Raw genomic sequence first — 26,185 nt, 5'->3', positions numbered from 1 at the left:
CCGCCGGACCGACACGGAACAGAAAACTTACCTCGGCGACACGGCGTGTTCACACTGCCTGTCTAACGTTGGGATCATGCTGACAGGATTCAAAAACTTCATTCTCAAGGGCAACGTCGTAGACCTTGCCGTCGCAGTCGTCATCGGCGCCGCTTTTGGCGCCGTGGTAACGGCCCTAGTCCAGAGCGTGCTCATGCCGTTCATCGCAGGGGTGGTTGGTTCGCCCAACTTCGACAGCTTCGCGCTCGTCACCCTGAACGGAAACGACATCAAGTTCGGAGTGTTGCTGACGGCCATCGTCAACTTCCTCCTCGTCGCGGCCTCGATCTACTTCGTCGTCGTCGTCCCCATGAACCACATGATCGAACGGCGCAACCGCCGCCTCGGCATCGACCCGAGCGTCAAGGAAGAGGCAGCCGAGGATCCGCAGATCGCGCTCCTTACCGAAATCCGCGACTCCTTGCAGCAGCGCCAGCTGTAGTCCCAGGACGAACCGAGCTTCACCATACCGATTAACCACCGAATGGCCCGCCTCTCGAGGCGGGCCATTCGGTGCTTAAGGTGTAATCGCAATTCATATGCTGCCGTCGCGTGATCGGCGACGACGACTCGGTTACAGCACTTATGTGCACTACAACATCCGGCTCCGCTCGGCGTTAAGGCGCGTCTCGCCCTAATAAGTCCAGGAGACCTATTAGGCTCAATGCACCGCCACTCCAACCGGGGAAGCCGCGGAATAACGACGGCGGATTTCCCTGGATGGTCTGCAACTCTCTGGAAGGCTACTTTTCGATGAAACTTCGCGCGCAGTTGAGGTCAATTGACGTTGAACGGGTGATTCTGGTCCCGGTCATGGCACTTTTGTTGTTGTCGGCGATATTTGCATTATTTTCGGGTGGGAATCGCGCATCGTCTTCCACCCTCGTCGCTGCGTTGTACGTGGGCTACCAGGTGCTGTTGACCCTCTTTTACGTCCTGTTGGTCTTCTTCCTTCTCACGAGGAACCCTGCAAGTGCCCGGAGCGGTCGGATTGCGCCCACCGTCGCCGCCTACGTGGGGACTTTCCTGCCTTTCCTCTTTGCGTTTGGTGGTGGTTCAGAAGTTTCCGAGGGATTAGCTTTTTTTGCGGTGGGGCTGATGGTTGTGGGGATGTCGTTCACTGTCTACTCCCTGTTCACGCTGGGTAAGAGTTTCGGCGTGGAGGCCCAGGTGAGAACTCTGGTGCAGCACGGTCCTTACCGGCTCATCCGTAACCCACTCTACGTCGGAGAGATGGCGACTCTGACCGGCGCAGTATGCTTCGATCCCACGTTGTTGAACACAGCAATTCTCTTGGCACTGGGCGCAATCCAGGCATACCGAGCAGTCCAGGAGGAGTTGCTACTGGAGGAGAACTTGCCCGAATATGCAGCTTACAAGCTACGAACTAAGAGATTTGTTCCCGGCCTGTTCTGACCCTGCCGCCACCGGCTGCATGTACCGGCACCCGCACTTGCGCACAACCGTCGCCGTCCCATCCCCGAGCGTTCCCATACAAGGAGCTCTCCCTATGGCCAGCTTCCCCGTGAGCGCCCACAATCAGCACCCCCCGTCTCGCACTGCTGTCGAGTTGCTGATTGTGCGTTGAGCGCCGTCAGTCCGCGACGAGCTCCAGGGCCAGCTCGGTCCGGACCACCTGCGCCAGGCGTTCCGCGACGGCCTGGGCGGTCTCCGGGGAGGCCGCCTCAACCATGACGCGCACAACCGGTTCGGTGCCGGAGGGGCGCAGTAGCACCCGGCCGGTGTCGCCGAGCTCGGCCTCGGCGAGGGCCACGGCGGCCTCCAGGGCAGCATCGCCCTTGACCCGGGTGCGGTCCACGCCCTTGACGTTGATCAGGACCTGCGGGAGTTTGGTCATCACCTTGGCCAGATCCTTGAGGGACCGGCCCGTGAGTGCCACCTGGGCGGCAATCTGCAGTCCGGTGAGGACGCCGTCACCCGTGGTGGCGTAATCGGCGAAAATCACGTGGCCGGACTGCTCGCCGCCGAGGTTGAAGCCGCCTTCGCGCATTTCTTCGAGGACGTAGCGGTCCCCGACGCCGGTTTCACGCAGGCCGATGCCGGCCTCGCGGAGGGCAATCTTGAGTCCGAGGTTGCTCATCACGGTTGCCACCAGGACGTCGTCCTTGAGCTTGCCTGAGGCCTTCAGCGCCACGGCGAGGATCGCCATGATCTCGTCGCCGTCGACCTCGCCTCCCTCGTGGTCCACGGCCAGGCAGCGGTCGGCGTCGCCGTCGTGGGCAATCCCCAGATCGGCGCCGTACGCCAGGACGGCCTGCTTCAGCGGACCCAGGTGGGTGGAGCCGACGCCATCGTTGATATTGAGGCCATCCGGTTCGGCACCGATGACGATCACTTCGGCACCCGCGTCCTTGAAAACCTGCGGGGAACACCCGCTGGCCGCGCCGTGGGCGCAGTCCAGCACCACCTTGATTCCATCCAGGCGGTGCGGGAGGGTGCCGAGCAGGTGGACTATGTAGCGGTCCTCGGCGTCGGAGAAGCGCTGGATCCGGCCGACGTCAGCACCGACCGGGCGGCGCGGCTCTTTGCCGAGCTGCTCCTCGATGGCGTTTTCGACCGAGTCGGGGAGCTTCTGGCCGCCGGTGGCAAAGAACTTGATGCCGTTATCCGGGGCGGGGTTGTGCGAGGCCGAGATCATCACGCCGAAGTCCGCGTCCAGGTCGGCCACCAGGTAGGCCGCCGCCGGGGTGGGCAGTACGCCGGCATCATAAACGTCGATCCCGGAACTCGACAGCCCGGCGATCACGGCCGCAGCGATGAACTCACCGCTTGCGCGGGGGTCCCGGGCCACCACGGCGCGCGGCCGTGTTCCGTCGGTATTGCGGTCATGGCCGAGCACGACGGCGGCGGCCTGGGCCAGCTGCAACGCCAGTTCGGCTGTGAGCAGGCCGTTAGCCAAACCCCGGACACCATCTGTTCCAAATAATCTAGACATCAGGTCAAGTTTAGACGATGAGGGCGCCGCCGCCGGTCCCGGGACCGCTCCCCCGGTTCGCGGCGCCACCCCGTGACCAGCATTTCCGCTGGTCATTGGCTGGATACTGGCTGGTTAAACGGCGAAAGCCCGCCCCGCCATAAAGGCGGAACGGGCTTTCGTTGCAAGCGCCAGGTGCGCTTGGAAGCGGGTTTAGCGCTTGGAGTACTGCTGAGCCTTACGGGCCTTCTTGAGACCGGCCTTCTTGCGCTCGATGACGCGGGCGTCACGACGCAGGTAACCGGCCTTCTTCAGGGTGGCGCGGTTGTTCTCGGTGTCGATTTCGTTCAGTGAACGGGCGATGCCGAGGCGCAGGGCGCCGGCCTGGCCGGAGATGCCACCACCGTGGATGCGGGCGATAACGTCGTAGGCGCCATCAAGATCGAGGATCTTGAAGGGCTCGTTGACGTCCTGCTGGTGCAGCTTGTTCGGGAAGTAGTTCGCCAGCTCGCGGCCGTTGATGGTCCACTTGCCGGTGCCGGGCACGATGCGAACGCGTGCGACGGCTTCCTTGCGACGGCCAACTGCTGCGCCGGCAACCGTGAGGGCCGGGCGTTCCTTCTTGGGCGCTTCTGCTTCCGCAGGACCGCTTTCCGAGGTGTAGCTGGTCAGGTTTTCCTCAGCCACAACGGCCTCGGTGGTCTCTTCGTTCTGAGCCACGATTCTCCTTGATTAAAAGTTTGTTGGTGGCCAGGACTACTGGGCGACCTGGGTGATTTCGTATGTCTTGGGCTGCTGGGCGGCGTGGGGGTGCTCGGCACCCTTGTAAACCTTCAGCTTGCCCAGCTGCTGTGCAGCGAGGGAGTTCTTCGGGAGCATGCCCTTGATGGCCTTCTCCACGGCGCGGACCGGGTTGGATTCCAGCAGCTCCGCGTAGGTGACGGAGGTCAGGCCGCCCGGGTAACCGGAGTGGCGGTATGCGCGCTTCTGCTCCAGCTTGGCGCCGGTGAGGGCAACCTTTTCAGCGTTGATGATGATGACGAAGTCGCCCATGTCCATGTGGGACGCAAAGGTGGCCTTGTGCTTGCCGCGCAGCAGGATTGCGGTCTGGCTCGCGAGACGACCAAGGACAACGTCTGTGGCGTCAATGACGTGCCACTGGCGGTTGATATCGCCGGGCTTCGGGGTGTACGTACGCACGGTGTTTGCCTCGTTCTTGTTCTGGCGTTCTTGTTTTAGGCGTCACTCGAAGGTGCACCTACTATCTATGCGCTACCGGAACAGAGGTGAGGGCTCTATGTAACCAGTCATCCTGAAGTCTCGAATGTGCACGCTGGGTAGTTATCCTGCAACCGGATTCCAAGCGGGCACGCATCATCGAGAAGGACACGCACAACGACTACCAATAATAGCGGATGACGTGTCACTGGGTCAAAATGGGGTGTCCGGATGCATTCTGCCCGCCCCCGGCCCGTCGCATACCTGGAGGAACCGTGCTCGACATCGCCGCCGCTGGCTCCGTATCGCCGCTGTTCATTGCCGGCGTGGGCTGCGCCGGCGCGTGCCTGGGACTTGTGGCGGATGCCCTGGTTCGGCGCGTGCTCCCCCAGCTGGCCGGCAATGCCACCACCAGGCTGAGGATCACGACGGCGGCGGTCACCCTTGTCCTGTCGACCCTGCTGGCCTGGCGCTTCGGTTTTACAGTAGAACTTCCCGCCTATATATTGCTGGGCATTTTCGCCGTTCCGCTGGCCCGGATCGATATTGTGCACCATTTGCTGCCGAATCGGCTCGTTGGGCCCTTGCTTGGGGCAGGCCTGGCGCTACTGGCGGTCGCCGCTCTCGCCCAGGGAACCCCGGGTGACCTGATTCGCGGACTCGCAGGGTCCGCAATATTGTTCGCTTCTTACTTAATTCTTGCCCTGACCAGTAGAAACGGCCTCGGAATGGGCGACGTGAAGCTCGCCGCACCACTTGGACTGTACTTAGGCTACCTAGGTTGGTCGCAGGTGTTTTACGGAGGGGCGCTTGCCTTCGTTGCGGGCGGCCTGGCCTCAGTCTTCCTGGTCCTGAAAAACCGCGAAAACAAGCCAAAAGAGGTTGCCTACGGCCCCTCGATGTTGGCGGCCGGACTGGCTATCATCCTGCTTCTTCCGTAACTCCAGTAACTGCGGCATCTCTGCTCCCATTGGTAAGCAAGCGCATCAATACGAGTAGTGCGCCCCACTAGTTATCAAAAAACTGAGTACACCCCAGGGTAGTCACACGTAGCACCCCCTTTTCCGCGCCAAAAACTCGGGTATTCCGATTCATTGCTGCGCCCTTAATCGCCATGCAATTGTTGTCCCAACGGAACTCCGAGGGTTAGCAGCAAGAGATTAGCTGGAATTCCGTTACTCACTCAAAACTCTGGAAAAGGACTCTAAAATGACTGGTCTCATGGTTTCAATGCTCGCTTTTGTCGCCGGCGTCAAGAACAAGATGGAATCCGAAAAGGGCGCCACCGCCGTTGAATACGGCCTCATGGTCGCCCTCATCGCCGTCGCCATCATCGGCACAGTTACCCTCCTGGGTGGCCAGCTGAACACGCTCTTCACGCAGGTCACGGCCGGCCTCACCCGTCCCGCAGCAGGCTAAGGCGACACTCGCATCGAACGCCCGGGGGCGGGGCGGCGGCAGTTCGGGCGACAAGTCCACTGCCAACGCACTCGCCCCTGGGCTTCATTCGTCTGCGCATGCGCAGGTTTCCAGGTCTCAAGGTTCAGGAGGGGTCGTGAACGGTCTCAAATCCAAAGCGAGAGTTATTACATCACGAGTGATGGACGTTTGCTGTTCGGTGCGTTCGCGTCAAAGTGGTGCTACCGCAGTCGAGTACGCACTTATGGTCGGCTTCATTGCCACCGTCATCGTGCTTGCCGTCGGCTTGCTCGGGCAACAGCTTATTCCCGGCTTCCGAGCCGCGACGGCCGGCCTGTGATGAAACCCCGGGTCAAGCCGCACGGATCCAAGAAGCCCAAGGAGTTGGGTGCTGTCGCTGTTGAGTTCGCCCTGATTCTCCCCATCTTCCTGGCACTAATTCTGGGAGTCGTGGAATTCGGGCGCGCCTTCAGCATCCAGGTTTCCATGGCAGAGGGCGCCCGCGAAGCCGCCCGATATATGGCGATCCATTACAAGGATGCAGACGCCCTGGGTGCCGCCCAACAAAAGGCAATAAACGCGGCGCCCATTGCCGATTTGCAGCCTGGCGAGATCACCATCAGCGCCTGTGGGCCGGACCGGGACGCCGTCGTCTTGATCCAGGCCAACACGGCCTACTTGACCGGACTTCCAACGCTGCTTCCCTTTCTACCGGACTTCATGAGCATTTCAGCAAAAGGGGTAATGCGATGCGGGGGATGACCAGAACGCCGGCAGACGTCGTCGACAACGAAAACGAGCTAGGCGTGATTGCGCCGCTCGCCGCCATTCTCATGGTTGCCCTTCTGGGCTTCGGAGCTCTTGCCGTCGACGTGGGCGCAATGTACTCGGAGAAGACACAGCTACAGAACGGCGCGGACTCCGCGGCGCTCGCAATCGCTCAGGCCTGCGAAAAAGTCTCTTCTACAGCGCCCTGCGCTGCAGATCAAAAAGTTCAGGCTGCGCCGTTCGCCAACGGCAATGCTTTGGACGGTTCGAGCAACGTTGTTTCGGCGATTGTCACGACAACGGGGACCACCGGCACCGTGGACGTCACAACCGAGACACCGGCCGGCGCGGGCGGGGAGCACTTCTCTCTTTATCTGGCCCGGGTGCTGGGCATCAACTCCGTGGAGATCCGCGCGGCGGCCCAGGCACGGTGGTTCTATCCGACCAAGGGGCGTTCAATTCTGCCACTTGTGTTCGCAGCCTGCGAATTCAAGGAGGATGGTCTCCCGCACAAAATCCTGACCCAGGGCGGAGGTCATGGAGCCATAGATTGCAACGGCAGGAACCCATCAAATCAGATAATCCCCGGAGGCTTTGCGTGGTTAAACCCCGACAACAATGTCGGGTGCAACGTCACGGCCACAATTGGTGAGTGGAGCCGAACCAGTACGGGCGCTTCAATTCCGACCGGCTGCGATTCTTTGTTCAGTTCCCCCCTGCTGGGGCAGACAGTAGCGCTGCCCGTCTATGAATACACATGTAAGGACGTCTTGAATCCGTGCACGGGCAACAACGTCAAATACAAGATCCTGAAATGGGCCGGATTCAAAGTCCTGGGTTGGAATTTTCCGGGAAATGTTGCCGGACCGACGGGTGTTTTCGGCCCCGGCGAAAACGGGCTCTACGGGACGTTTGTCGGGTACTCGGCTGATCCAGGGCTTTTCACTGGTAGCTCGCCCACTCCAACGGGCAACGTTTTTGTCGTCGAACTCACGAATTGATCCACTTACGAATACGAATTAATCCACTCATTAAGGGGACTGCAAATTGAAAACACGCCTACTGGGAGGCATCGTCGCATTTGTGCTGGCAATAGTTGGCACGGTCTTATTGGTCTCATACGTTTCAGCATCGGAGGCGAGGGCCCAAAAGGACCTGCAGCCGGTCGATGTACTCGTGGTTCAACAACAGGTTGCCAAGGGCGCTGATCTCGAAGCGGTTAGGAGCGCAGTGAAGCTGACCTCGCTCCCTTCGGCCTCGGTGCCCAACGGCGCCCTAAAGAGCCTGGAGGGCCTCAACGGGAAGGTCGCCGCAGTCGATCTGCTGCCCGGCGAAGCGCTCCTCGGGGCCCGGCTGGCCGATCTTGAGAGCCTGTCCGCGCCAGGCTCTGTACCGGTTCCGGACGGAATGCAGGAGATTTCGGTTCAGCTGGAGGCCCAGCGGGTGGTCGGCGGGCGTATCGCAGCAGGCGACACCGTGGGCGTTGTCGTCCTCTTTGACAAGGGAGCCGTGAAGGACGCCCCGGATGTCGAGTCCGGGCAGCAGATCTTTCACAAAGTACTGGTGACGAGCGTGCAGCGTTCGCTGGCGAAGACTGCCGCAACGGCCCCCGGTGGGGCCACTGCTGAGGAGCAAGCCAACACGGAATTGCCCACCGGACAGTTGATCGTAACTTTCGCCCGGAACGATGCCGATGCCGCGAAAATCGCGTTCGGGGCCAACTTCGGAAGCCTGTGGCTGACGAAAGAACCCTCGTCCGCTACTGAAGGCGCCCCGCTGATCGTCAAGAAGCCGGAGTTGTACCGATGAGCAGGTTCGTAGCCATCACAGCAGACCCGGATTTCGAAGCCCGGGCCAGGCAGGCGGCTTCCCGCCTTCGCGGAACATTTCACGGAATCGTAGCCAACTTCCTGCCGCCTGGGCCGGACGACGTCCTGCGGATGCTCTCGGGCGATCTCGTCGAAGTGATTCTGCTGGGACCGGGCCTCCCGGTGGATGACTCCCTTAGGCTCGCCAGTCTCTTCGACCTCCAGTACCCCGAGATCAGCGTGGTGCTGGTGACCGATAGCGATCCCAGTGTTGCACTGCCCGCGATGCGGGCAGGAATCAGGGACCTCCTGGAACCCGGCGCCGACGTAGACGCCATACACATCATGCTGGAACGCGCCAGCCTCGCGGCTGCCGGACGCAGGCGTGGCCTCGGGAACAGCGTTGAACCGTTGGCCGGAAACGGAAGAATCATCGCCGTCATGTCGCCAAAGGGTGGCGTGGGAAAAACGACCGTGACCACAAACGTCGCGGTTGGACTCGCAAAAATAGCTCCTATGGGCGTCGTGGTGGTCGATCTGGACCTGCAATTTGGCGACGTAGCCTCCGGGCTCATGCTTGAGCCGGAGAAGACGATCGCGGACGCCGTAAAAGGGGCGGCCGCGGGCGACAGCTTGGTTCTCAAGTCATACCTCACGCTGCATCCATCAGGTATCTACGCACTGTGCGCACCCCTCAATCCGATAGAGGCCGATCAGATAACCGGAGAGCAGGTCTCTAGGTTACTAGTCCAGCTAGCGAGCGAATTCAAATACGTTGTGGTGGACACCGCACCAGGGCTCGGGGAGCATGTTCTCGCGACTCTCGAGCAAGCCACAGACGGCCTGTGGGTCTGCGGTATGGACATACCGAGCATTAAGGGCCTCCGGACAGGATTCGGACTCCTTACGGAGCTGGGCCTGCTACCCCCGAACCGGCATGTGGTTCTTAACTTTGGTGATCGCCGAAGCGGACTGACCCTAAAGGATGTCGAGGCAACCATTGGATGCCCGGTGGATGTGGTGCTCCCTCGGTCACATGCCGTGCCGTATTCCACCAACAAGGGCGTCCCGCTGCTACAGGAGGCGTCCAGGGATGCCGTGGCAAAGGGACTGCGTCAGCTCGTCGAGCGGTTTGACCCGAACTGGGAGCAACGGCCTCACAAGAAACTTCACCGAAGGGCGGTAGTCCAATGACACTCGCAGATCGCTTTGAAGCCGTCCGCGGCCAGGACGGCAAGACTCCAGCATCCTCTCGAACTGAGATCCCGTGGGCAGCGACGGCTCCGAACGAGTCCGCCTGGCATGAACCAACCACCAAAGATCACAGCGCTGAAGCCAACGACGCCTTGTCGGCGGTCAAGGAACGCGCCGGCGCTGCGCTCTATGAGCGCATGGGCAGCCGGATCACGGATTCCTCACTGGACGAGGCTGAGTTGCACGACTACGCCAAAGGCGAACTGCGCACCATCATCGAAGAGGATGAGATTCCGTTGTCCTCCGGCGAACGGCAACGCCTGGTTCAGGAAATCCTCGATGATGTCATCGGCCTCGGCCCCCTGCAGAAATTCCTTGCCGATGACGCAGTGACGGAAGTAATGGTCAACGGACCGGAGAAAATCTATGTGGAACGCGCCGGCAAACTCTTTCTGACCGGCTCCCGCTTCACGTCCGAGGAACACTTGCGCCGGATTATCGAGCGGATTGTCACCAAGGTCGGCAGAAGAATCGACGAATCTTCTCCGCTCGTTGACGCTCGTTTGTCCGACGGTTCGCGTGTCAACGCCATCATCCCTCCGCTGGCCGTTAGCGGATCATCGCTGACCATCCGAAAATTCGGCCGGGTGCCGCTGACAGTCAACGATCTCATCGGCTTTGGCACCATCTCCCCGGAGATCGCCGAACTGCTGAATGCCTGCGTGCACGCCCGGCTCAACATCATCGTCTCCGGCGGCACCGGGACAGGCAAGACGACCTTGCTCAATGTCTTGTCCTCGTTCATTCCCGCTGATGAGCGTATCGTCACCATCGAGGACGCCGTCGAGCTTCAGCTGCAGCAGGAACACGTTGTCAGGCTCGAAAGCAGGCCGAGGAACATCGAAGGCAAGGGCGAGATAAGCATCCGGGATCTCGTCCGGAACTCACTGCGCATGCGCCCGGACAGGATCGTCGTTGGCGAAGTCCGCGGCGGCGAGACGCTGGACATGCTGCAGGCCATGAACACCGGCCACGACGGTTCGATCTCAACCGTGCACGCAAACACCCCGCGCGACGCCATCGCGAGACTCGAGACCCTGGTCCTCATGGCTGGTATGGATCTTCCACTCCGTGCCATTCGCGAGCAGATCGCCTCGGCAGTCAACCTGATTGTGCACATTTCGCGCCTGCGGGACGGAACCAGACGAGTCACCCACGTCACGGAAGTCCAAGGGATGGAAGGGGACGTCGTCACGCTTCAGGACGCCTTCACTTTCGACTACAGCGCGGGGATGGACGCGAACGGCCGCTTCGTTGGACGACCGATTCCCACCGGGGTCAGACCACGCTTCGTTGATCACTTCGCGGAACTGGGAATCGCACTTTCGCCGGCCGTCTTCGGGAATTCGCCGATTGGCGGTGGTTACCGGTGACCGCCGACAGCCCTCTTCTGTTGCTTCTTGGTGTCCTCCTTTGCTTTGCCGCATTGGTGTTCCTCCTCGTTGTGACACTTCGTGGGCGTGAATCCAACATCGATGTTTCGCGCAGAAGGCCTGGGGTTGCCGAGCAACCGTCGGTCCTCACCCGGGTTGCGGCATCTGCATCTTCCTTTGTCGACCAAAAGGTCAGCAAGAACGCCAGCTTCGGTTCCGCCAACTCCTTGGAGGAAGCGGGGCTGCGCATTCGCCAAGCAGACTATATTCTCCTGCTCGGATGTATCGCCATCACGTCGGGCATCATCGGATTTGTGCTGGCCGGGGCGGGACTGGCTCTGCTGTTCGTGCTGTTGACGCCCATCGGCGGCATGCTGTTCCTGAACATTATGGCCAGCAACCGGCGAGCGAAGTTCGAATCGCAGCTTGGCGACACCCTGCAGATGCTTTCCGGCGGGCTGCGGGCAGGTCACAGTCTGCTTCGAGCCGTGGACGCGGTCTCGCAGGAGTCAGACGCGCCGACTTCGGAGGAATTCGCGCGTCTAGTGAACGAGACCAGGCTGGGACGAGACCTGAAGGAATCCATGGCCGACTCAGCGCGACGCATGCGGAGCGAGGATTTCGACTGGACCGCGCAGGCCATAGAAATCCACCGCGAAGTCGGCGGCGACTTGGCTGAGGTACTGGACCATGTGGGAGAGACCATCCGCGAACGGATGCAGATCAAGGGTCAAGTGAAATCCCTTAGTGCCGAGGGCAAGTTGTCAGCCTATATCCTCATCGCGTTGCCCGTCGGGATCTTTTTGTTCCTAAGTTTCTCCAATCCGGGCTACCTCGGCGTTCTATACACCAACGTGCTCGGCTGGGTCATGCTCGGGTTTGCAGTTGCACTTCTGGCTCTCGGGTCCTTCTGGCTCAGCCGTGTCGTCAAGATCAAGTTCTAGGGGGAACAACCATGAGCGTAATGGCCTGGTTCATAGTGGCAATCATCGTTGTTCCCTGTTCGGTTATGGTTTGGGCAGTAATCTCAGTCGACCGAACAGGCCTGGCAGCTGTCCGCAGCAATCTTGGACGAAGCAAGGGAGCGTCAGCGGACACTTCAGCCGGCCTCAATGCACCGAAGCTCGCGCAACTGGGTCAGCGTCTGGCCCCAAAAGGGTATCCGGCCTGGCTGGATAAGTTGCTCGCCAAGGCGGGAAGGCCGGCCGGCATGCCGCTGGAGCGGCTGCTGGTGATCAAGCCGTCACTCGCCCTGGTGGCCGGCCTCTTTGGGGTTTTGTATGTTGTCAAAACCCCCACGGGTACCACCATTCTGTTGGCGTTGTTCGTGACCGTACTCGCGTACTTCGTTCCGGACCTGCTTCTCCATAGCCGGGGGGCTAAGCGCCAGGAAGCCATCGAACTGGAGTTGCCCAGCACCCTGGACCAAATGCTGATTTCGGTGGAGGCCGGACTTGGCTTTGAATCAGCAATGGCGCGCGCCGGCCAGAACGGAAGCGGCCCGCTCGCCGCGGAACTCCTCCGGACGCTGCAGGATATGCAAGTCGGCAGGAGCCGCCGGGAAGCCTACCTCGCCATGGCTGACCGCACCGGAGCCCCAGACCTGCGGAGCTTCGTGCGGGCCGTTGTCCAAGCGGATGTGTATGGCATCGCGATAGCAAGCGTCCTCCGGACGCAGGCCAAGCAGATGAGAATCAAGAGACGTCAGCGGGCTGAAGAGAAGGCAATGAAGCTTCCCATCAAGGTGCTGTTTCCCCTCATGCTGTGCATTCTGCCGGTGCTCTTCATCGTCATCCTCGGGCCGGCCGTCATCAACATCATCGCGGCCTTCTCCAACATGTAAGACCAATCAAAGCGGCTACACCAGCGCCCAATGACCGGACCCCCTCGGACCCAGAGCCGAGGGGGTCCTCCAAAGACCGGACCCCCTCGGACCCCAGAACCGAGGGGGTCCTTTTGTGTCCGGTCACTGCGCCTAGCTCAAGCGCAGGTTACGTACAGAAAACACACAGGATAGGTGCAGGTTGGGAAGCCTTGGCACAGGATACGGCAAGCAGCGTAACTTCGGGCGAATCGCATTGCTAACTTTCAGGCATAGCTGGTGTCTGGCCAGTTTCCCAACTCGCTCAGGAGCTCACGTGCTTTCTCTTATCGCAACCCTTCAGACCCTTGGGTTCACCGCCAAGAACCGCCTTCGTGACGAGAAGGGTGCAACTGCCGTGGAATACGGCATTATGGTTGCCCTCATCGCCGTAGCCATCATCATCGCCGTCACGGCCCTTGGTACCCAGCTGACAGACCTCTTCGAAACCGTCACGGCCGGGCTCGTACCGCCTGCTGCCGCGCCGTAGTCCCTGGCCTCATCTCAGGACATATCGACAGGTGCGGTGAAGGGTAATCATTCCTTCACCGCACCCTCGTTCGTAGTGGCCTCCGGCCACAGTGCAAACCGGCCACAATATCCATCCGTTGAAAGGTCGCCACGCATGCGCGAGGGCACGGAGCGCGGCGCTGTCGCAGTGGAGTTCGCACTCCTGGCGCCCGTCCTGATCATGCTGCTGCTTGGCATTATGGAATTTGGCCGTGCCTACAACGCGCAGATCACGCTATCAAGTGCCGCCCGCGAAGGGGTTCGCGTCATGGCAATCGGCAACAACGCCGCAGCTGCCCGCACGGCGGCCAGGAATGCGGCCGTCGGGATGCAACCCGCACTGACAGATTCCAACATCACCATTAGCCCGACAACCTGCACCACCGGCGCGCAGGTGACCATTACGATCTCTTACACCCTCTCCACCGTGACACGTATCGCGGGGCCGTTCCCGATGGAAGGCAAGGGGGTGATGCTATGCGGCGGATAGCTAAAGTCGCTCCGCCGAGGGATCGCGAGCGCGGGGCCATCAGCATCCTGGTCGCCATCTTGATGGTGGCGCTGTTGGGCTTCAGCGCCCTCGCCGTCGACGTCGGGATGCTCTACGCCGAACGGACCCAGCTCCGCAACGGGGCCGATGCTGCCGCCCTCGCCATCGCCCAGGAATGCGCCCGCAACATCAACGATTCCGACTGCGATGCCACTTCGCCGCTGGCACGGGAACTGGCAAACAAGAACGCCGGAGACGGCGCCAGTAACATAGCGTCCTTCGTCGTGGATAAGGCCGCCGGTACCGTTAAAGTGACGGCCGGAGCGCAGGAAGCCGGGCAGGTTTCTAACAGCGTTTCGCTCTTCTTCGCCAGAGCCTTGGGGATCAACGACGCTACCGTAACCGCCGCCGCCACCGTGCAGTGGGGCCGCCCGGTAGCGGGCCCGACGACGTTCCCGATCGCCTTCTCCATCTGCCAGGTCAAGGGCCACGTAGACGCCGGTCTGCAGCTTTTGGTGAGCCACGGAAGCAAGGGCGAGACGAGCTGCAATTACGGGCCGTCCGGGGCCGTAGTTCCGGGCGGATTCGGCTGGCTGTTGCGCGCCTCGGGTACCTGTGCGGGAAATGTCAACGCCGCGAATTGGGCGGCTGGCGAACCCGGGAACAGCTATCCCAACATTTGCGATGACCAGTTGCGGGCGTGGGCCACGGACATCACAGCAGGCAAGGACGTGACGGTCCTGCTCCCGATTTTCAATCAGGTGACCGGTACCGGCACCAGCACTAGCTACAAACTCATCTCTTTTGCGGCCTTCCAGGTCACAGGCTGGAGTTTCAATGGCAATACCTTCCCCCGCACATTCCGCAACAAGCCGCCGTCCCTCCCGGCATTGGCCTGCGACGGCAGCTGCACCGGCATCATCGGCAGCTTCGTCCATTACGTCTCCCTAGATAAGGCCTACACCTACGGGACACCGGAGGACTTTGGGGCCGGCGTCGTCAAACTCACGCAGTAACCCCCCCCCCGTCGCTATACTTTCCACCACCAGTCCAGGAGCAGTTTTGAAGTCACGCCTATTAGCCGGGATCGCCGCCGTGGTCCTGGCCGTGATCGGCGCCGTTCTGGTGGTGTCCTACGCCAGCGGTGCGGACGCGAGGGCCGTCCGGGCCCTTGAGCCTGTGAAAGTCCTGGTGGTGACGAAGCCTGTACCGGCCGGTACTGCCGTGGAAAGCCTGCTGCCCTTCTTGACCGCCCAGTCGCTTCCGGGCACCGCGGTGGCAAAGTCCGCGCTGCGCAGTCTCGACACCTTCGCCGGCAAAGTCACCGCTGTCGAACTGCTTCCGGGTGAGCAACTCGTCGCGGAACGGCTGACCGCACCCGAAACCGCGCAGTCCGCTGGATCCGTGCAGGTGCCGGAGGGGCTTCAGGAGGTCTCGTTCCAGCTGGATCCCCAGCGCGTAGTTGGTGGACGGCTCGTAGCCGGGGACCACATCGGCATCTTCATCTCGTTGAAAGGTGGGGGCATCGAGGCGAAGCCGGACAAGGAGACGACGCAGCTGACACTCCACAAGGTCCTGGTGACGTCAGTGCAGCGTGCCGCCAGCGCGGCCCCGTCGCCCGAGCCCACTGCCAGCGGCTCAGCGGCCCCGGTCGAGGATACGTCGCTGCCCACCGGATCGTTGCTGTTGACGGTCGCCGTGACCGACGTGGACGCCACCAAAATCGTCTACGGCTTGGAATTCGGCACCCTCTGGCTGAGCAAGGAGCCGCTCACGGCCAAGGACAGCGGCCGCCCTGGAATCATGACGAAACCGGAAGTGTACAAATGAGCCGTTTTGTCCTGATCACGCCCAATGCCGACTTCGATTCCCGCGTGCGTCTGGCTCTGGCCGGAAGCCTGCCGGGAGGCCTGCAGACCTTCCCCTTCGTGAACCCTTCAGATCCCGGGGAGTTGTTCGCGAAGCTTGACCAACAGCGTCCCGAAGTCCTCATTCTTGGACCGGATGTGCCCGTTGACGACGCCCTGCGGTTGGCCACGATCTTTGACGTCCAACTGTCTGAGCTCAGCATCATCCTGGTGGGCGAACCGGACCCCGATTTCCTGCTGCTGGCCATGCGCGCCGGCATCCGGGATATCCTCAGCCCGAACGCCGACGCTGCCCAGATCCGGGTCATGCTGGAACGGGCCTGCCAGTCCTTTGCCAGCAAGAACCGGTCGGCAGCGGTCCAACAGCCGGACGCCCCGAAGGGTCTGGTGATCGGCGTCTTCTCGCCCAAAGGCGGAGTAGGTAAAACAACCATTGCCACCAACATCGCCATCGGGCTGGGTCAGGTTGCCCCCATGGGCGTTGTGATCGTGGATCTGGACCTCCAGTTCGGGGACGTCGCCTCGGGCTTGTACCTCCACCCGGAGCACACTGTGACCGATGCGGTCTCCGCCGCGGCGAGCCACGATTCACTGGTCCTTAAAGCGTTCCTGACCGTGCACCCCGGCAATATTTACGCTCTCTGCGCGCCGAGGAGCCCCGAAGAAGCGGACAACATCACGCCCGAGCAGGTGACGCGCCTCCTCGGTCAGCTCGCCGAGCAGTTCCAGTACGTCATCGTGGACACTGCCCCCGGGTTACCGGAGGTGGGCTTGGCTGCCATGGAGCAGTGCACGGACATTGTCTGGGTGACCGCCATGGATGTTCCCAGCATCCGCGGGCTGAGGTCCGGCCTCGAAATCCTCCGGCGCTTGGACCTCCAACCTGATACACGTCATGTTGTACTGAATCTGGCCGATTCCGCATCTGGACTCAGCGTTCAGGATGTCGAAGCCACCATCGGCGCGCCGGTAGACATCAGTATTCCGCGCTCCAAGGCCGTCGCATTTTCCACGAACCGGGGCATCCCGGTACTCCAGGAGAGCCGCAAAGACCCGGCCGTCAAAGGGCTGCGGCAGCTGGTTGAACGGTTCGATCCTGCATGGCGTGCCAGGGCAAAAAAGAAACTCCACCGAAGAGTGGTGGTCCAGTGAAGCTTTCTGAACGTCTCGCCGCCGCCGAGGGCGGGTCCGTTGCCCCGGCCAGGCTCACTCCGGTGCCCGGCCGAACCGCCCACGCCGCGCCTCCCAATCTGCTCAAGGCTCCCGCCCCGATGGAACGGCCGCGCGCCCCGATCGCAGCCCCCACGTTCGAAGACCAAACCGACCCGCACCGCTCTGTTGGCCCGCAGCCGGTGGATGTCTTCGCTGCCCTCAAGCAACGCGCGGCCACGGCCCTGTTCGAGCGTATGGGCGGTCGCTTCAACGATTCCGCCCTCACGGAAGACGAATTGCGTTCCTCCGCCCGGGAAGAACTCACCCGCATCATCGACGCTGAACAGGTCCCGTTGTCCGGCGAGGAACGCCTCCGGCTGGTCCAGGACGTGGCAGACGACGTGCTGGGCTACGGACCGTTGCAGCGGCTCCTGGATGATTCCGCCGTAACGGAGATCATGGTCAACGGCATGGACCAGATTTACGTTGAGCGCCACGGCAAACTGACGCTCACAGAATCGAGGTTCAGTTCCGAAGACCACCTGCGCAAAGTGATCGAGCGCATCGTCTCCAAGGTGGGACGCCGCATTGACGAATCATCTCCGCTTGTGGATGCACGCTTGGAGGACGGTTCCCGCGTTAACGCCGTCATTCCGCCGCTCGCGGTGGGCGGCTCCTCGTTGACGATCCGAAAATTCAGCAAAGTTCCGCTCACGGTCCAAAACCTCATCGAGTTCGGCACCCTGACACCAGAGATGGCGGAGCTCCTTGATGCCTGTGTCAAGGCGAAGCTCAACATCATCGTCTCCGGCGGCACCGGCACCGGCAAGACCACACTGCTCAACGTTCTGTCATCGTTCCTGCCCCATGACGAGCGCATCGTGACGATCGAGGACGCCGTCGAGCTCCAAATCCAACAGCGCCACGTCGTCCGCTTGGAAAGCCGGCCGCCCAATACCGAAGGCAAAGGCGAGGTCACCATCCGTGAGCTGCTGCGGAACTCCCTCCGTATGCGCCCGGACCGGATCGTGGTCGGTGAGGTTCGTGGCGGGGAGTCGCTGGACATGCTCCAGGCCATGAATACCGGACATGACGGGTCGCTGTCCACGGTGCACTCCAACTCGCCCCGGGACGCCGTCGCCCGCCTGGAGACCCTGGTCCTGATGGCGGGAATGGACCTGCCGCTCCGCGCCATCCGGGAGCAGATCGCCTCCGCCGTCAACCTGATCATCCAGATCTCCCGTCTGCGCGACGGCAGCCGCCGCATCACCCATGTCACGGAGGTGCAGGGCATGGAAGGGGACATCGTCACACTGCAGGACGCCTTTGTCTTCGACTATTCCGCCGGTGTCGACGCCCACGGCCGGTTCCTCGGCAAACCGGTCCCCACCGGCATCCGGCCCCGGTTCATCGACCGATTCGAAGATTTCGGCATCCATGTCTCACCCGCAGTATTCGCCGCTCCCCTGGCGCCAGCCGGAAGGCAGTGAGCCGACCTTGACAATCCTGCCCCTCGGCGTTGGCCTGTTCTCGGTCGCCCTTTTCCTGCTCGGTTTCGTTTTGCTCGCCCCGCGAAGGGCGGGTGTGCCGCTGGACCGGCGTCAGCCCGCCCAGAACCAAGCAGACTCGCAATTGACCCGGTTCGCCGGCTCGGCGGTCCACCTGGTCGACGGGTACTTCTCGCAGCGAAAGGTGCGGTTGTTCAGCAGGGAGGCACTCGAAAACGCGGGCCTGCGGCTGGGCCAGTCCGACTTCTTTGTGTTGGTGCTGGCCGGTGCCTTCGTCGGCGCACTGGCAGGCTTCATTGTCGCGGGCCCGTTGCTGGCAATCCTGTTCGTCCTGCTGGCACCTTTGGCGGGTCATCTCGTGATCGGCTTCCTCACCGGCAAGCGCCGCGTCATGTTTGACCAGCAACTCGGCGACACCCTTCAACTTCTCTCCGGCGGCCTCAGGGCAGGCCACAGCATCCTGCGGGCCATTGACGCAGCAGCATCCGAATCGCTCAGCCCGACCGCGGAGGAGATGCGACGGGTGATCACCGAAACGAGCCTCGGCCGCGACCTCCAGTCGTCCCTCACCGATACAGCCGAGCGGATGCGGAGTGATGACTTTGTCTGGATAGCCCAGGCGATCCAAATCAACCGGGAAGTGGGTGGGAACCTCGCCGAAGTCTTGGACCAGGTGGGCGAAACTATCCGCGAGCGCAGCGAAATCAAGGGCCACATCAAGTCCCTGGCGGCCGAGGGAAAGTTCTCCGCATATATCCTGATGGCCATGCCGTTCGGCATCGTTGCGATGCTCATGGCGGCCAACCCCGGCTATATGAACTCCATGTTCACTCACCTGCTGGGTTGGATCATGATCGGCGCGTCCCTCATCATGATGACCATCGGCGGTCTGTGGATGCGCAAGATCATCGATCTGAAGTTCTGACGTGTCGATGAACCCCTCGGTACTACTCGCCCTGCTCCTGGTCTCCCTGCCGCTCGGATATCTCGTCTGGACAGCACTCTCCGTCGACCGGAAGTCACACCGGGCCATCCGCGAGCTCCTAGCAGCGGGCACGGAAACCGCGGTGGTCACCGAGGCACCACGGACCTCGGTGCTGGAATGGATCGGATACTGTCTCACGCCGGCCGGCTATGTCCGCAAACTCGACACGCTGCTGTCCCTGGCGGGTCGCCCCACCTCCCTTCCCCTTGGACGGGTGCTGGCCGCCAAGCCCTTGCTCGGCCTTGCCGGTGCGCTGCTGGGCTGGTACATCAGCGCGACGGGTTCAACGCCCATTATTAAGGCGGTGGGCCTCTTTGTGGTCGTGCTGGGCTACTTCATCCCTGATCTGATGCTCCACAGCAAGGGCCAGGAACGCCAGAAGGCCATGCAGATGGAGCTGGCCAACACCCTGGACCAGATGCTCATCTCCGTGGAAGCGGGCCTGGGCTTCGAGGGAGCCATGGCCCGAGCCGGAGAGAACGGCAAGGGCCCTCTCGCCGAGGAACTCGTCCGTACGCTGCAGGACATGCAGGTGGGCAGGAGCCGCCGTGAGTCGTACCTGGCGCTCGCGGAGCGGACTAGCATCCCTGAACTGCGCAGCTTTGTCCAGGCCGTTGTTCAGGCGGATACCTACGGCATCGCCATCAGTAGGGTGCTAAGGATCCAGGCCAAGGTAATGCGTGTCAAGCGGCGGCAGCGGGCCGAGGAAAAAGCCATGAAGCTCCCGGTCATGATCTTGTTTCCCCTGCTCTTTTTTATCTTCCCGGTGCTCTTCATTGCCATCCTTGGCCCTGCTGTGATCAACGCGATCGACACCTTCAGCGGGCAGTAGCCGCAGCAAGGGAAACCGCAAATTCTCCACAGGAAAATGCCATAATGTGAAGCATCAACCGGGGCAGGCAGTACCGTGGACCCATGTCCTTACTCGGAGCATCAGACGGCGGCGGCGCGATCACCGGATTGTCCTCTGACACTTCTCCCCGTGGTGCGGGGCTGGCCACGCCAGCGGCTCTTGACACCGCTCCGCCGCTCGTGGACCCTGCCGCCCTGCAGGAACTCGGATCACAGCTGGACAGCCCCGCCGTCGCCGAGGGATTCGCCAGGGACTATACAAACATGTGGGACCAGCGCTACCAATCGTTGGCAACATCCCTTGAGAGCGGCGACGAGGCCGCGGCCCTGGATGCGGTCCTAAGTTTAAAAACATCCTCCGCGATGGTCGGCGGGGTGCGCCTTGCCGAGCTCGCCAGGGAGCTTGAGGATGCCATCCGCGTCCGCGACGCCGTCCGGGCGCGGCTGCTCCTGCGTGAAGTCGCCGAAAGTGGTAACGAAACGGTGGACGAGCTCCAGCTCAACCTAAGGGACAGCTAGTCCAATGCCGGCGCGAGCCGGTACCCCACTCCGCGGACGGTCTGGAGCCACCGCGGCTGTAGCGGGTCCTCCCGCAGCTTGCGCCTCAGGTTGCCGATATGCACCTCGACTGCACGCTCGTCGGATTCGCTGATGTACGCGTCCGGGCCGTAATGCTCACCCCGGACCACCCGCACCAGGTCCACCTTGGTCCGGACAGCGCCGGCCGCCTTCAGCAGGGCGTGCAGAAGGTCGAACTCGCTCCGGGTCAGGCTGGTGGGACCGCCGGCAAGAGTGACTGACCGGGTATGCGGATTCAACATCAGGCCGTTGTGCATATACACGGAGTCCTGGGGCGGCACCTCACCTTTCGGAGTCTCCGCTCCCCGCTCCCTGGACGTTGGAGTCAGGGCGTCCAGCCGCGGCCTGCGCATCATCGCAGCCACCCGGGCGCGGAGTTCACGCGGCCGGAACGGTTTGGTCATGAAATCGTCGGCCCCGGTGTGCAGGGCAGTGAGTGTGTCCAACTCATCCACCCGGGCTGTCAGCATGACCACATAGGCATCACTGAATTGCCGGATCCGGCGCAGGACTTCAAAACCGTCAATGTCGTGGAGGCCAATGTCCAGGGTCACGACGCTGGCCTTCTGGCTCCGCACGACCTCGACCCCCTCGCGCCCGGTGGCCGCGCCGTGGACGTCAAATCCTGCCTGGCTCAGCACGGCTTCGACCAGGTGGCGAACGTCTTCATCGTCCTCTATAACGACTGCGACTCCCAAGTCAGTCATGGCCCCCCCTATTTTTGTATCTGATCCTGCGGCCTCCACCCCCATGGCGGCCGCGTCGGTACTGCAGCGCACGCAGTGTGCGCCAGTATTGTCAGAATACCCACGCATTAGCGCGAATTAGCGTTTAGGCACAGCCGCGGCCACAAATGTTCATTGTGTGTCAAGGTAGCGTGACGAATACGGTTGAATTGAGGAAGCAAGGAAAGGATTCGGCGTCATTGAGCAAACAGCAACGGGTAGGGAACCCGGAAGGTAGCTTTGCGGGACTCCCTCGTGCTCTGCCGCCGGCGCTATCTCGGTCGACCGGGCACAGGGAGGCCGAACTGCACGCCCTACTCGCCGACAGCCGCGAACGTGAACACCGGCTCAACCTGGAGGTCACCGCGTTGGTCGATGCCCTGACGGAGAAGGACCATCTTGTCGCCACCGTCTCGCACGAGTTCCGCACCCCGTTGACGTCCATCATCGGCAACCTGGATCTGCTTCACCTCGAGGCAGCTGAACTATCTCCTTCAGCCGTACGTTGGCTTGAAGTCGCGCGGCGGAATGCAACACGATTGTCGGCGCTGGTCTCGGACCTGCGGGTGTCCGCCGACTCGACTCTGCCCATGCACCCGCGCCGGACTGATCTGGCCAGCCTGGTCGAAGCCAGCCTCGGCTCAGCCCAGGGCTACGCCGAGGCAGCCCGGGTCTCGCTCTCCATGGACGTTCCCGCCCCGCTCTGGGCCGAAGTGGACCCGCTGCGGATCAGCCAGGTCCTCGACAACCTCGTATCCAACGCCATCAAATACACACCCGACGGCGGCACCGTCCACGTCTCCGCCAGCAACGCGGGGTCCCGGGTTCTGCTGCACGTGGAGGATAGCGGCATAGGCATGTCCGCCGAAGACGCCAACCGTGTGTTTTCCCGGTTCTTCCGCAGCGCCGCGGTCATTGAAGGCTCGATTCCGGGCGCCGGACTCGGCCTGTCCATCACAAAGGCGATCGTCGAACGGCACGGCGGGGCTATCTCCGTCAGCACAAGTCCGGGTTGCGGCAGCACCTTCACCGTGGAACTGCCCGCCGGGGCGGCCCCTCCAACGCACTAGTTTTCGGGCCGAGAGGCTCCGCTACTGACGCATAGCCCGGGTCAGCTCAGCCCGGGCCAGCAGTCCGCTGGCCGAGGGGTAGGCCACTTCCTCCAGCACCAGCGGGTGCGGGGCAGAGAGCACCGACTTCGCATCGCGCTGGCGGTCGAGCAGCCGCTGATACAGCCACTCAGGCTCCTCGATCCCGGCACCAACAAACAGCGCCGAACCCACCAGGGAGCGCACCATGTTGTGGCAGAACGCGTCCGCCTGGACCGTGGCGACGATGACGCCGTCGGCTCCGCGGGCAAACTCGAAGCGCTGCAGCTCCCGGATGGTCGTGGCGCCTTCCCGCGGCTTGCAGTAGGACCGGAAATCCTGGAGTCCCAGCAGTTGCGAGGCGCCCTCGTTGAGCAGTCCGACGTCGAGTTGTTCCTGATGCCACAGCGTGGAGGTGCGGCCGAGCGGGTCCCACAGAGCAGGTCCGTCCGCGATCCGGTAGCTGTACCGGCGCCAGAGCGCAGAGAACCGCGCGTCGAAGCCCACCGGGGCGGGGGTGACCTTGTGGACCTCGATGGCCCCGGTCAGGTCCCCGAGACCGCGGCTCAGCGCGCCGCGGAGCCGCCGCAGCAGCGCAACAGCGGGGTCCAGCTCCACACCGCGGTTGAGACCCAGCCACTCCGCCTCGCTGAAGTCGACGTGGACCACCTGGCCGCGGGCGTGCACGCCGGCGTCGGTCCGCCCGGCGACGGTGACCCTGATGGGCCGGCGGATGAGCAAGGCGAGGGCCTCCTCGAGCGTGCCCTGGACGGTACGCCGTCCGGGCTGGACGGCCCACCCGCTGAAGGGTCCGCCGTCGTACGCCAGATCGAGCCGGACACGCAAAAACCCGTTGCCCCCTCGAAAAGGGGCAACGGGTTTCTGGTCGTTCATAACGTCAAGTCTACTTCGGAAAGAAGGCAGACTACTCGGCGTCGCCGGCCTGCGCAGCGTCGCCGCCGGCAGGGGCGAAGCCGGCAGCAGCTGCCGATTCTGCGGAGTCGAACCAGACTTCAGCAACCGTGTTGTCGTACCAGCGGGAGCCCGGAACGTGGAACTTCATGGAGTCCTCGTTGCCCTTGACAGCGAAGCCCTCAGGAGCAGCCTCGCCAGCAACAGCAGGCTTGGAGCCGGCGTACTTGGCCTCAGCAGCTTCGGTCTCAACAACCTCGGCCTCGGCGGGAGCTTCCTCGGCGGCCGGAGCAGCCTTCTTGTCAGCATCGCGCTTTGCGGCGGAGGTAGCCTCGGCTACGACTGCCTGCTTGGCGGAAACCGGCTCAAGAACCAGTTCGATGACAGCCATGGGAGCGTTGTCGCCCTTGCGGTTGCCGATCTTGGTGATGCGGGTGTAGCCGCCGTTGCGGTTCTCCACTGCCTGTGCAATGTCGGTGAACAGCTCGTGGACGATGCCCTTGTCGCTGATCAAGCCGAGTACACGGCGGCGGGAAGCCAGGTCGCCACGCTTGGCGAAAGTCACCAGGCGCTCGGCGTACGGCTTCAGTCGCTTGGCCTTGGTCACCGTGGTGGTGATCCGCTTGTGCTCGAACAGTGCGGCGGACAGGTTCGCGAGCATAAGACGCTCGTGAGCTGCTCCGCCTCCGAGGCGCGGACCCTTAGCGGGGGTAGGCATAATAGTTTCTCCTCATATGGAAGCCGTTGGGCTGTGCACACCGTGGTGCATCAGCCCGCGGGCCAAGATCTGTTTGTTAGAGCTCGTCGTCGCTGAAAGCGGCGTCGTCCTCTTCAATTGCTGCGGCGCGTGCTGCGAGGTCAAAACCGGGAGGCGAGTCCTTGAGGGACAGGCCCAGTTCAACCAGCTTTGCCTTGACCTCATCGATGGACTTCGCACCGAAGTTACGGATGTCCATGAGGTCGGCCTCGGAGCGGGCCACGAGTTCACCCACGGTGTGGATGCCCTCACGCTTGAGGCAGTTGTACGAACGGACGGTGAGGTCCAGATCCTCGATCGGCAGTGCCATGTCCGCTGCCAGGGCAGCATCCGTCGGCGACGGGCCAATCTCGATACCTTCAGCTGCGGTGTTCAGCTCGCGGGCCAGACCGAACAGTTCCACCAGGGTGGTACCTGCCGAAGCAACGGCATCGCGCGGGGCGATGGCCTGCTTGGTCTCGACGTCGACAATGAGCTTGTCGAAGTCAGTGCGCTGCTCAACACGGGTAGCTTCCACGCGGAAAGTAACCTTCAGGACCGGCGAGTAGATCGAGTCAACCGGAATGCGGCCGATCTCGGAGTCGCCCGACTTGTTCTGAGCTGCCGAAACGTAGCCGCGGCCGCGCTCGATGGTCAGTTCGAGTTCGAACTTGCCCTTCGAGTTCAGCGTGGCAATGTGCAGATCCGGGTTGTGGAATTCGACGCCGGCCGGCGGAGCGATGTCCGCGGCGGTGACGACTCCCGGGCCCTGCTTGCGCAGGTATGCAACAACCGGCTCGTCGTGCTCGGAGGAGACCGACAGGTTCTTGATGTTCAGGATGATCTCGGTGACATCTTCCTTGACACCCGGAACCGTGGTGAACTCGTGCAGCACGCCATCGATCCGGATGCTCGTGACAGAGGCACCGGGGATGGAGGAGAGCAGGGTACGGCGGAGTGAGTTTCCGAGCGTGTAACCGAAACCGGGCTCCAGCGGTTCAATGATGAACCGTGAGCGGTTTTCGGAGACGACCTCTTCGGAGAGGGTAGGGCGCTGTGCAATGAGCACTTAGGTTTCCTTTCGGCGAGCATCCGCTATATGACGCAACACAGGGGGTGGAAAAATCGGTCTGAGACTTAACGCGGCTGGGCTTGCCCGGACCGGTGAGGGTCCGGGCAAGCTCCGGTGCGCTGGAAAGGCTTAGACGCGGCGGCGCTTCGGCGGACGGCAGCCGTTGTGGGCGCTGGGGGTTACATCCTGGATGGATCCAACCTCAAGGCCAGCGGCCTGCAGCGAACGGATAGCCGTTTCGCGTCCCGAACCCGGGCCCTTGACGAATACGTCAACCTTGCGCATGCCGTGCTCCTGGGCACGCTTTGCGGCGGCTTCGGCGGCCATCTGGGCTGCGAACGGGGTGGACTTACGTGAGCCCTTGAAGCCGACCTCACCGGATGAAGCCCAGGAGATGACAGCGCCATTCGGATCCGTGATGGAAACGATGGTGTTGTTAAAGGTGCTCTTGATGTGCGCCTGGCCAAGCGCGATATTCTTCTTGTCCTTCTTACGCGGCTTGCGAACCGCGCCACGAGTCTTCGGGGGCATTTTTTCTCCTACAGAAAGTTATTGGGGGGAAGCTCAGCTATTCCCTCATTTGCCGGGTTCCCTGAAATCGCGTCAGCGATTTTAGGGGGCAAATGGGACCTATCTGGTCTTCTTCTTGCCTGCGACGGTGCGCTTCGGGCCCTTGCGGGTACGCGCGTTCGTCTTCGTACGCTGTCCGCGCACTGGCAGGCCCTTACGGTGGCGAATACCTTCGTAGCTGCCGATTTCAACCTTGCGGCGGATATCTGCTGCTACTTCGCGGCGAAGGTCACCCTCAACCTTGTAGTTGCCTTCAATGTAATCACGCAGCTGGACGAGCTCGGCGTCGGACAGGTCCTTGACCCGAACGTCCGCGCTGATGCCGGTGGCAGCCAGGGTTTCGTGTGCACGGGTCTTGCCCACGCCGTAGATGTAAGTAAGCGCAATTTCCAACCGCTTTTCGCGGGGAATGTCTACGCCAGCGAGACGAGCCATAGAGGCAGTGCTCCTTGAATAAACCGGA

Annotated in this window: 31 protein-coding genes; 22 read left to right on the top strand and 9 right to left on the bottom strand. The window is 62.2% G+C overall.

The features are described 5' to 3' along the window. The first annotated feature begins 76 nt into the window (after positions 1 to 76). Positions 77 to 481 (top strand): large conductance mechanosensitive channel protein MscL, encoded by a 405-nt coding sequence (mscL, locus tag AC50X9_RS10035; protein WP_494893032.1) that lies wholly within the window; start codon positions 77 to 79, stop codon positions 479 to 481. A gap of 311 nt (positions 482 to 792) precedes the next feature. Next, positions 793 to 1,455 (top strand): methyltransferase family protein, encoded by a 663-nt coding sequence (locus tag AC50X9_RS10030; protein ID WP_494893030.1) that lies wholly within the window; start codon positions 793 to 795, stop codon positions 1,453 to 1,455. Positions 1,456 to 1,633: 178 nt separating this feature from the next. Here AC50X9_RS10030 and glmM read toward each other — a convergent pair whose 3' ends face one another. From glmM to rplM, 3 genes are all read right to left on the bottom strand, one after another. Next, the gene (gene glmM, locus AC50X9_RS10025; protein ID WP_494893028.1) at positions 1,634 to 2,995 is read right to left on the bottom strand and encodes a phosphoglucosamine mutase; all 1,362 of its coding nucleotides are present in this window, start codon (positions 2,993 to 2,995) and stop codon (positions 1,634 to 1,636) included. Positions 2,996 to 3,187: 192 nt separating this feature from the next. Beyond that, positions 3,188 to 3,694 carry a 30S ribosomal protein S9 gene (gene rpsI / locus AC50X9_RS10020; protein ID WP_226760362.1) on the bottom strand — a complete coding sequence of 169 codons (507 nt, stop codon included), beginning with the start codon at positions 3,692 to 3,694 and terminating at the stop codon, positions 3,188 to 3,190. Positions 3,695 to 3,730: 36 nt separating this feature from the next. After that, on the bottom strand, positions 3,731 to 4,174 hold the full coding sequence (rplM, locus tag AC50X9_RS10015) for a 50S ribosomal protein L13 (protein WP_024367145.1): 444 nt from the start codon (positions 4,172 to 4,174) through the stop codon (positions 3,731 to 3,733). Positions 4,175 to 4,467: 293 nt separating this feature from the next. Between rplM and AC50X9_RS10010 the strand changes: the two genes are divergently transcribed. The 19 genes from AC50X9_RS10010 (at position 4,468) to AC50X9_RS09920 (ending at position 20,559) form a co-directional block, all read left to right on the top strand. Then, entirely contained in the window at positions 4,468 to 5,133 is a 666-nt protein-coding gene (locus tag AC50X9_RS10010; protein ID WP_494893025.1) for a prepilin peptidase, read from the top strand. Positions 5,134 to 5,401: 268 nt separating this feature from the next. Beyond that, positions 5,402 to 5,611, top strand: a complete 210-nt coding sequence (locus tag AC50X9_RS10005; protein ID WP_494893023.1) for a Flp family type IVb pilin — start codon at positions 5,402 to 5,404, stop codon at positions 5,609 to 5,611. Positions 5,612 to 5,747: 136 nt separating this feature from the next. Further along, on the top strand, positions 5,748 to 5,951 hold the full coding sequence (locus AC50X9_RS10000; protein ID WP_494893021.1) for a Flp family type IVb pilin: 204 nt from the start codon (positions 5,748 to 5,750) through the stop codon (positions 5,949 to 5,951). Beyond that, on the top strand, positions 5,951 to 6,373 hold the full coding sequence (locus tag AC50X9_RS09995; protein ID WP_494893172.1) for a TadE/TadG family type IV pilus assembly protein: 423 nt from the start codon (positions 5,951 to 5,953) through the stop codon (positions 6,371 to 6,373). Before AC50X9_RS10000 ends, AC50X9_RS09995 begins: the two co-directional genes overlap by 1 nt. Beyond that, complete coding sequence (locus tag AC50X9_RS09990; RefSeq protein WP_494893019.1) at positions 6,370 to 7,380, top strand: pilus assembly protein TadG-related protein; 1,011 nt, start codon at positions 6,370 to 6,372, stop codon at positions 7,378 to 7,380. Before AC50X9_RS09995 ends, AC50X9_RS09990 begins: the two co-directional genes overlap by 4 nt. Positions 7,381 to 7,426: 46 nt before the next feature. Next, on the top strand, positions 7,427 to 8,188 hold the full coding sequence (cpaB, locus tag AC50X9_RS09985) for a Flp pilus assembly protein CpaB (RefSeq protein WP_494893017.1): 762 nt from the start codon (positions 7,427 to 7,429) through the stop codon (positions 8,186 to 8,188). Next, positions 8,185 to 9,381 (top strand): CpaE/TadZ family protein, encoded by a 1,197-nt coding sequence (locus AC50X9_RS09980; RefSeq protein ID WP_494893015.1) that lies wholly within the window; start codon positions 8,185 to 8,187, stop codon positions 9,379 to 9,381. The genes cpaB (AC50X9_RS09985) and AC50X9_RS09980 overlap by 4 nt, the downstream gene beginning before the upstream one ends. Continuing rightward, on the top strand, positions 9,378 to 10,814 hold the full coding sequence (locus tag AC50X9_RS09975; RefSeq protein WP_494893013.1) for a TadA family conjugal transfer-associated ATPase: 1,437 nt from the start codon (positions 9,378 to 9,380) through the stop codon (positions 10,812 to 10,814). The genes AC50X9_RS09980 and AC50X9_RS09975 overlap by 4 nt, the downstream gene beginning before the upstream one ends. Then, complete coding sequence (locus AC50X9_RS09970; RefSeq protein WP_494893011.1) at positions 10,811 to 11,758, top strand: type II secretion system F family protein; 948 nt, start codon at positions 10,811 to 10,813, stop codon at positions 11,756 to 11,758. The genes AC50X9_RS09975 and AC50X9_RS09970 overlap by 4 nt, the downstream gene beginning before the upstream one ends. A gap of 11 nt (positions 11,759 to 11,769) precedes the next feature. Then, a complete protein-coding gene (locus tag AC50X9_RS09965) occupies positions 11,770 to 12,657 on the top strand; it encodes a type II secretion system F family protein (protein WP_494893009.1) in 888 nt (295 codons plus the stop codon). A gap of 295 nt (positions 12,658 to 12,952) precedes the next feature. After that, entirely contained in the window at positions 12,953 to 13,165 is a 213-nt protein-coding gene (locus tag AC50X9_RS09960) for a Flp family type IVb pilin (RefSeq protein WP_494893007.1), read from the top strand. 135 nt (positions 13,166 to 13,300) lie between these two features. Further along, positions 13,301 to 13,675, top strand: a complete 375-nt coding sequence (locus AC50X9_RS09955; protein WP_494893003.1) for a TadE family protein — start codon at positions 13,301 to 13,303, stop codon at positions 13,673 to 13,675. After that, positions 13,663 to 14,691: a pilus assembly protein TadG-related protein gene (locus AC50X9_RS09950; protein ID WP_494893000.1), complete on the top strand. Its 1,029-nt coding sequence runs from the start codon at positions 13,663 to 13,665 to the stop codon at positions 14,689 to 14,691. The genes AC50X9_RS09955 and AC50X9_RS09950 overlap by 13 nt, the downstream gene beginning before the upstream one ends. 46 nt (positions 14,692 to 14,737) lie before the next feature. Further along, positions 14,738 to 15,505: a Flp pilus assembly protein CpaB gene (gene cpaB / locus AC50X9_RS09945; protein WP_494892998.1), complete on the top strand. Its 768-nt coding sequence runs from the start codon at positions 14,738 to 14,740 to the stop codon at positions 15,503 to 15,505. Then, positions 15,502 to 16,695 (top strand): CpaE/TadZ family protein, encoded by a 1,194-nt coding sequence (locus AC50X9_RS09940; protein ID WP_494892996.1) that lies wholly within the window; start codon positions 15,502 to 15,504, stop codon positions 16,693 to 16,695. The genes cpaB (AC50X9_RS09945) and AC50X9_RS09940 overlap by 4 nt, the downstream gene beginning before the upstream one ends. Then, on the top strand, positions 16,692 to 18,185 hold the full coding sequence (locus AC50X9_RS09935; RefSeq protein ID WP_494892994.1) for a TadA family conjugal transfer-associated ATPase: 1,494 nt from the start codon (positions 16,692 to 16,694) through the stop codon (positions 18,183 to 18,185). Before AC50X9_RS09940 ends, AC50X9_RS09935 begins: the two co-directional genes overlap by 4 nt. 7 nt (positions 18,186 to 18,192) lie before the next feature. Next, positions 18,193 to 19,128 carry a type II secretion system F family protein gene (locus tag AC50X9_RS09930; protein ID WP_494892992.1) on the top strand — a complete coding sequence of 312 codons (936 nt, stop codon included), beginning with the start codon at positions 18,193 to 18,195 and terminating at the stop codon, positions 19,126 to 19,128. A 7-nt stretch (positions 19,129 to 19,135) separates the two neighbouring features. Beyond that, complete coding sequence (locus AC50X9_RS09925; protein ID WP_494893170.1) at positions 19,136 to 20,020, top strand: type II secretion system F family protein; 885 nt, start codon at positions 19,136 to 19,138, stop codon at positions 20,018 to 20,020. A gap of 83 nt (positions 20,021 to 20,103) precedes the next feature. After that, complete coding sequence (locus AC50X9_RS09920; RefSeq protein WP_494892987.1) at positions 20,104 to 20,559, top strand: Hpt domain-containing protein; 456 nt, start codon at positions 20,104 to 20,106, stop codon at positions 20,557 to 20,559. Here the strand turns inward: AC50X9_RS09920 and AC50X9_RS09915 are convergent. After that, complete coding sequence (locus AC50X9_RS09915) at positions 20,556 to 21,326, bottom strand: response regulator transcription factor (protein WP_494892981.1); 771 nt, start codon at positions 21,324 to 21,326, stop codon at positions 20,556 to 20,558. The genes AC50X9_RS09920 and AC50X9_RS09915 overlap by 4 nt on opposite strands. Positions 21,327 to 21,544: 218 nt before the next feature. Between AC50X9_RS09915 and AC50X9_RS09910 the strand changes: the two genes are divergently transcribed. Next, positions 21,545 to 22,414, top strand: coding sequence for a sensor histidine kinase (locus tag AC50X9_RS09910; protein ID WP_494892979.1), 870 nt, complete (start codon positions 21,545 to 21,547; stop codon positions 22,412 to 22,414). 21 nt (positions 22,415 to 22,435) lie between these two features. Here the strand turns inward: AC50X9_RS09910 and AC50X9_RS09905 are convergent, their stop codons facing one another. The 5 genes from AC50X9_RS09905 to rpsM form a co-directional block, all read right to left on the bottom strand. Then, entirely contained in the window at positions 22,436 to 23,326 is an 891-nt protein-coding gene (locus AC50X9_RS09905; RefSeq protein ID WP_494892977.1) for a tRNA pseudouridine synthase A, read from the bottom strand. Positions 23,327 to 23,357: 31 nt separating this feature from the next. Continuing rightward, positions 23,358 to 24,062, bottom strand: a complete 705-nt coding sequence (rplQ, locus tag AC50X9_RS09900) for a 50S ribosomal protein L17, sunset domain variant (protein WP_494892975.1) — start codon at positions 24,060 to 24,062, stop codon at positions 23,358 to 23,360. Positions 24,063 to 24,138: 76 nt separating this feature from the next. Then, positions 24,139 to 25,149 carry a DNA-directed RNA polymerase subunit alpha gene (locus AC50X9_RS09895; RefSeq protein ID WP_018773683.1) on the bottom strand — a complete coding sequence of 337 codons (1,011 nt, stop codon included), beginning with the start codon at positions 25,147 to 25,149 and terminating at the stop codon, positions 24,139 to 24,141. Positions 25,150 to 25,281: 132 nt separating this feature from the next. Further along, on the bottom strand, positions 25,282 to 25,683 hold the full coding sequence (gene rpsK, locus AC50X9_RS09890; RefSeq protein ID WP_018773682.1) for a 30S ribosomal protein S11: 402 nt from the start codon (positions 25,681 to 25,683) through the stop codon (positions 25,282 to 25,284). Between the two features lie 99 nt (positions 25,684 to 25,782). Beyond that, a complete protein-coding gene (gene rpsM, locus AC50X9_RS09885) occupies positions 25,783 to 26,157 on the bottom strand; it encodes a 30S ribosomal protein S13 (protein ID WP_024366110.1) in 375 nt (124 codons plus the stop codon). Positions 26,158 to 26,185 lie beyond the last annotated feature (28 nt).

The sequence above is a fragment of the Pseudarthrobacter sp. HLT1-3 genome, from assembly GCF_059383535.1.
This window is presented reverse-complemented; position numbering and strand designations above follow the sequence as displayed.

What these genes read in the sequence shown, in the direction of transcription:
- mscL (WP_494893032.1), top strand. Translation starts at nt 77, where the DNA reads ATGCTGACAGGATTCAAAAACTTCATTCTCAAGGGCAACGTCGTAGAC.
- AC50X9_RS10030 (WP_494893030.1), top strand. Translation starts at nt 793, where the DNA reads ATGAAACTTCGCGCGCAGTTGAGGTCAATTGACGTTGAACGGGTGATT.
- glmM (WP_494893028.1), bottom strand. Translation starts at nt 2,995, where the DNA reads ATGTCTAGATTATTTGGAACAGATGGTGTCCGGGGTTTGGCTAACGGC.
- AC50X9_RS10005 (WP_494893023.1), top strand. Translation starts at nt 5,402, where the DNA reads ATGACTGGTCTCATGGTTTCAATGCTCGCTTTTGTCGCCGGCGTCAAG.
- AC50X9_RS09995 (WP_494893172.1), top strand. Translation starts at nt 5,951, where the DNA reads ATGAAACCCCGGGTCAAGCCGCACGGATCCAAGAAGCCCAAGGAGTTG.
- AC50X9_RS09990 (WP_494893019.1), top strand. Translation starts at nt 6,370, where the DNA reads ATGACCAGAACGCCGGCAGACGTCGTCGACAACGAAAACGAGCTAGGC.
- AC50X9_RS09980 (WP_494893015.1), top strand. Translation starts at nt 8,185, where the DNA reads ATGAGCAGGTTCGTAGCCATCACAGCAGACCCGGATTTCGAAGCCCGG.
- AC50X9_RS09975 (WP_494893013.1), top strand. Translation starts at nt 9,378, where the DNA reads ATGACACTCGCAGATCGCTTTGAAGCCGTCCGCGGCCAGGACGGCAAG.
- AC50X9_RS09965 (WP_494893009.1), top strand. Translation starts at nt 11,770, where the DNA reads ATGAGCGTAATGGCCTGGTTCATAGTGGCAATCATCGTTGTTCCCTGT.
- AC50X9_RS09955 (WP_494893003.1), top strand. Translation starts at nt 13,301, where the DNA reads ATGCGCGAGGGCACGGAGCGCGGCGCTGTCGCAGTGGAGTTCGCACTC.
- AC50X9_RS09950 (WP_494893000.1), top strand. Translation starts at nt 13,663, where the DNA reads ATGCGGCGGATAGCTAAAGTCGCTCCGCCGAGGGATCGCGAGCGCGGG.
- AC50X9_RS09940 (WP_494892996.1), top strand. Translation starts at nt 15,502, where the DNA reads ATGAGCCGTTTTGTCCTGATCACGCCCAATGCCGACTTCGATTCCCGC.
- AC50X9_RS09925 (WP_494893170.1), top strand. Translation starts at nt 19,136, where the DNA reads ATGAACCCCTCGGTACTACTCGCCCTGCTCCTGGTCTCCCTGCCGCTC.
- AC50X9_RS09920 (WP_494892987.1), top strand. Translation starts at nt 20,104, where the DNA reads ATGTCCTTACTCGGAGCATCAGACGGCGGCGGCGCGATCACCGGATTG.
- AC50X9_RS09915 (WP_494892981.1), bottom strand. Translation starts at nt 21,326, where the DNA reads ATGACTGACTTGGGAGTCGCAGTCGTTATAGAGGACGATGAAGACGTT.
- AC50X9_RS09905 (WP_494892977.1), bottom strand. Translation starts at nt 23,326, where the DNA reads ATGAACGACCAGAAACCCGTTGCCCCTTTTCGAGGGGGCAACGGGTTT.
- rplQ (WP_494892975.1), bottom strand. Translation starts at nt 24,062, where the DNA reads ATGCCTACCCCCGCTAAGGGTCCGCGCCTCGGAGGCGGAGCAGCTCAC.
- rpsK (WP_018773682.1), bottom strand. Translation starts at nt 25,683, where the DNA reads ATGCCCCCGAAGACTCGTGGCGCGGTTCGCAAGCCGCGTAAGAAGGAC.
- rpsM (WP_024366110.1), bottom strand. Translation starts at nt 26,157, where the DNA reads ATGGCTCGTCTCGCTGGCGTAGACATTCCCCGCGAAAAGCGGTTGGAA.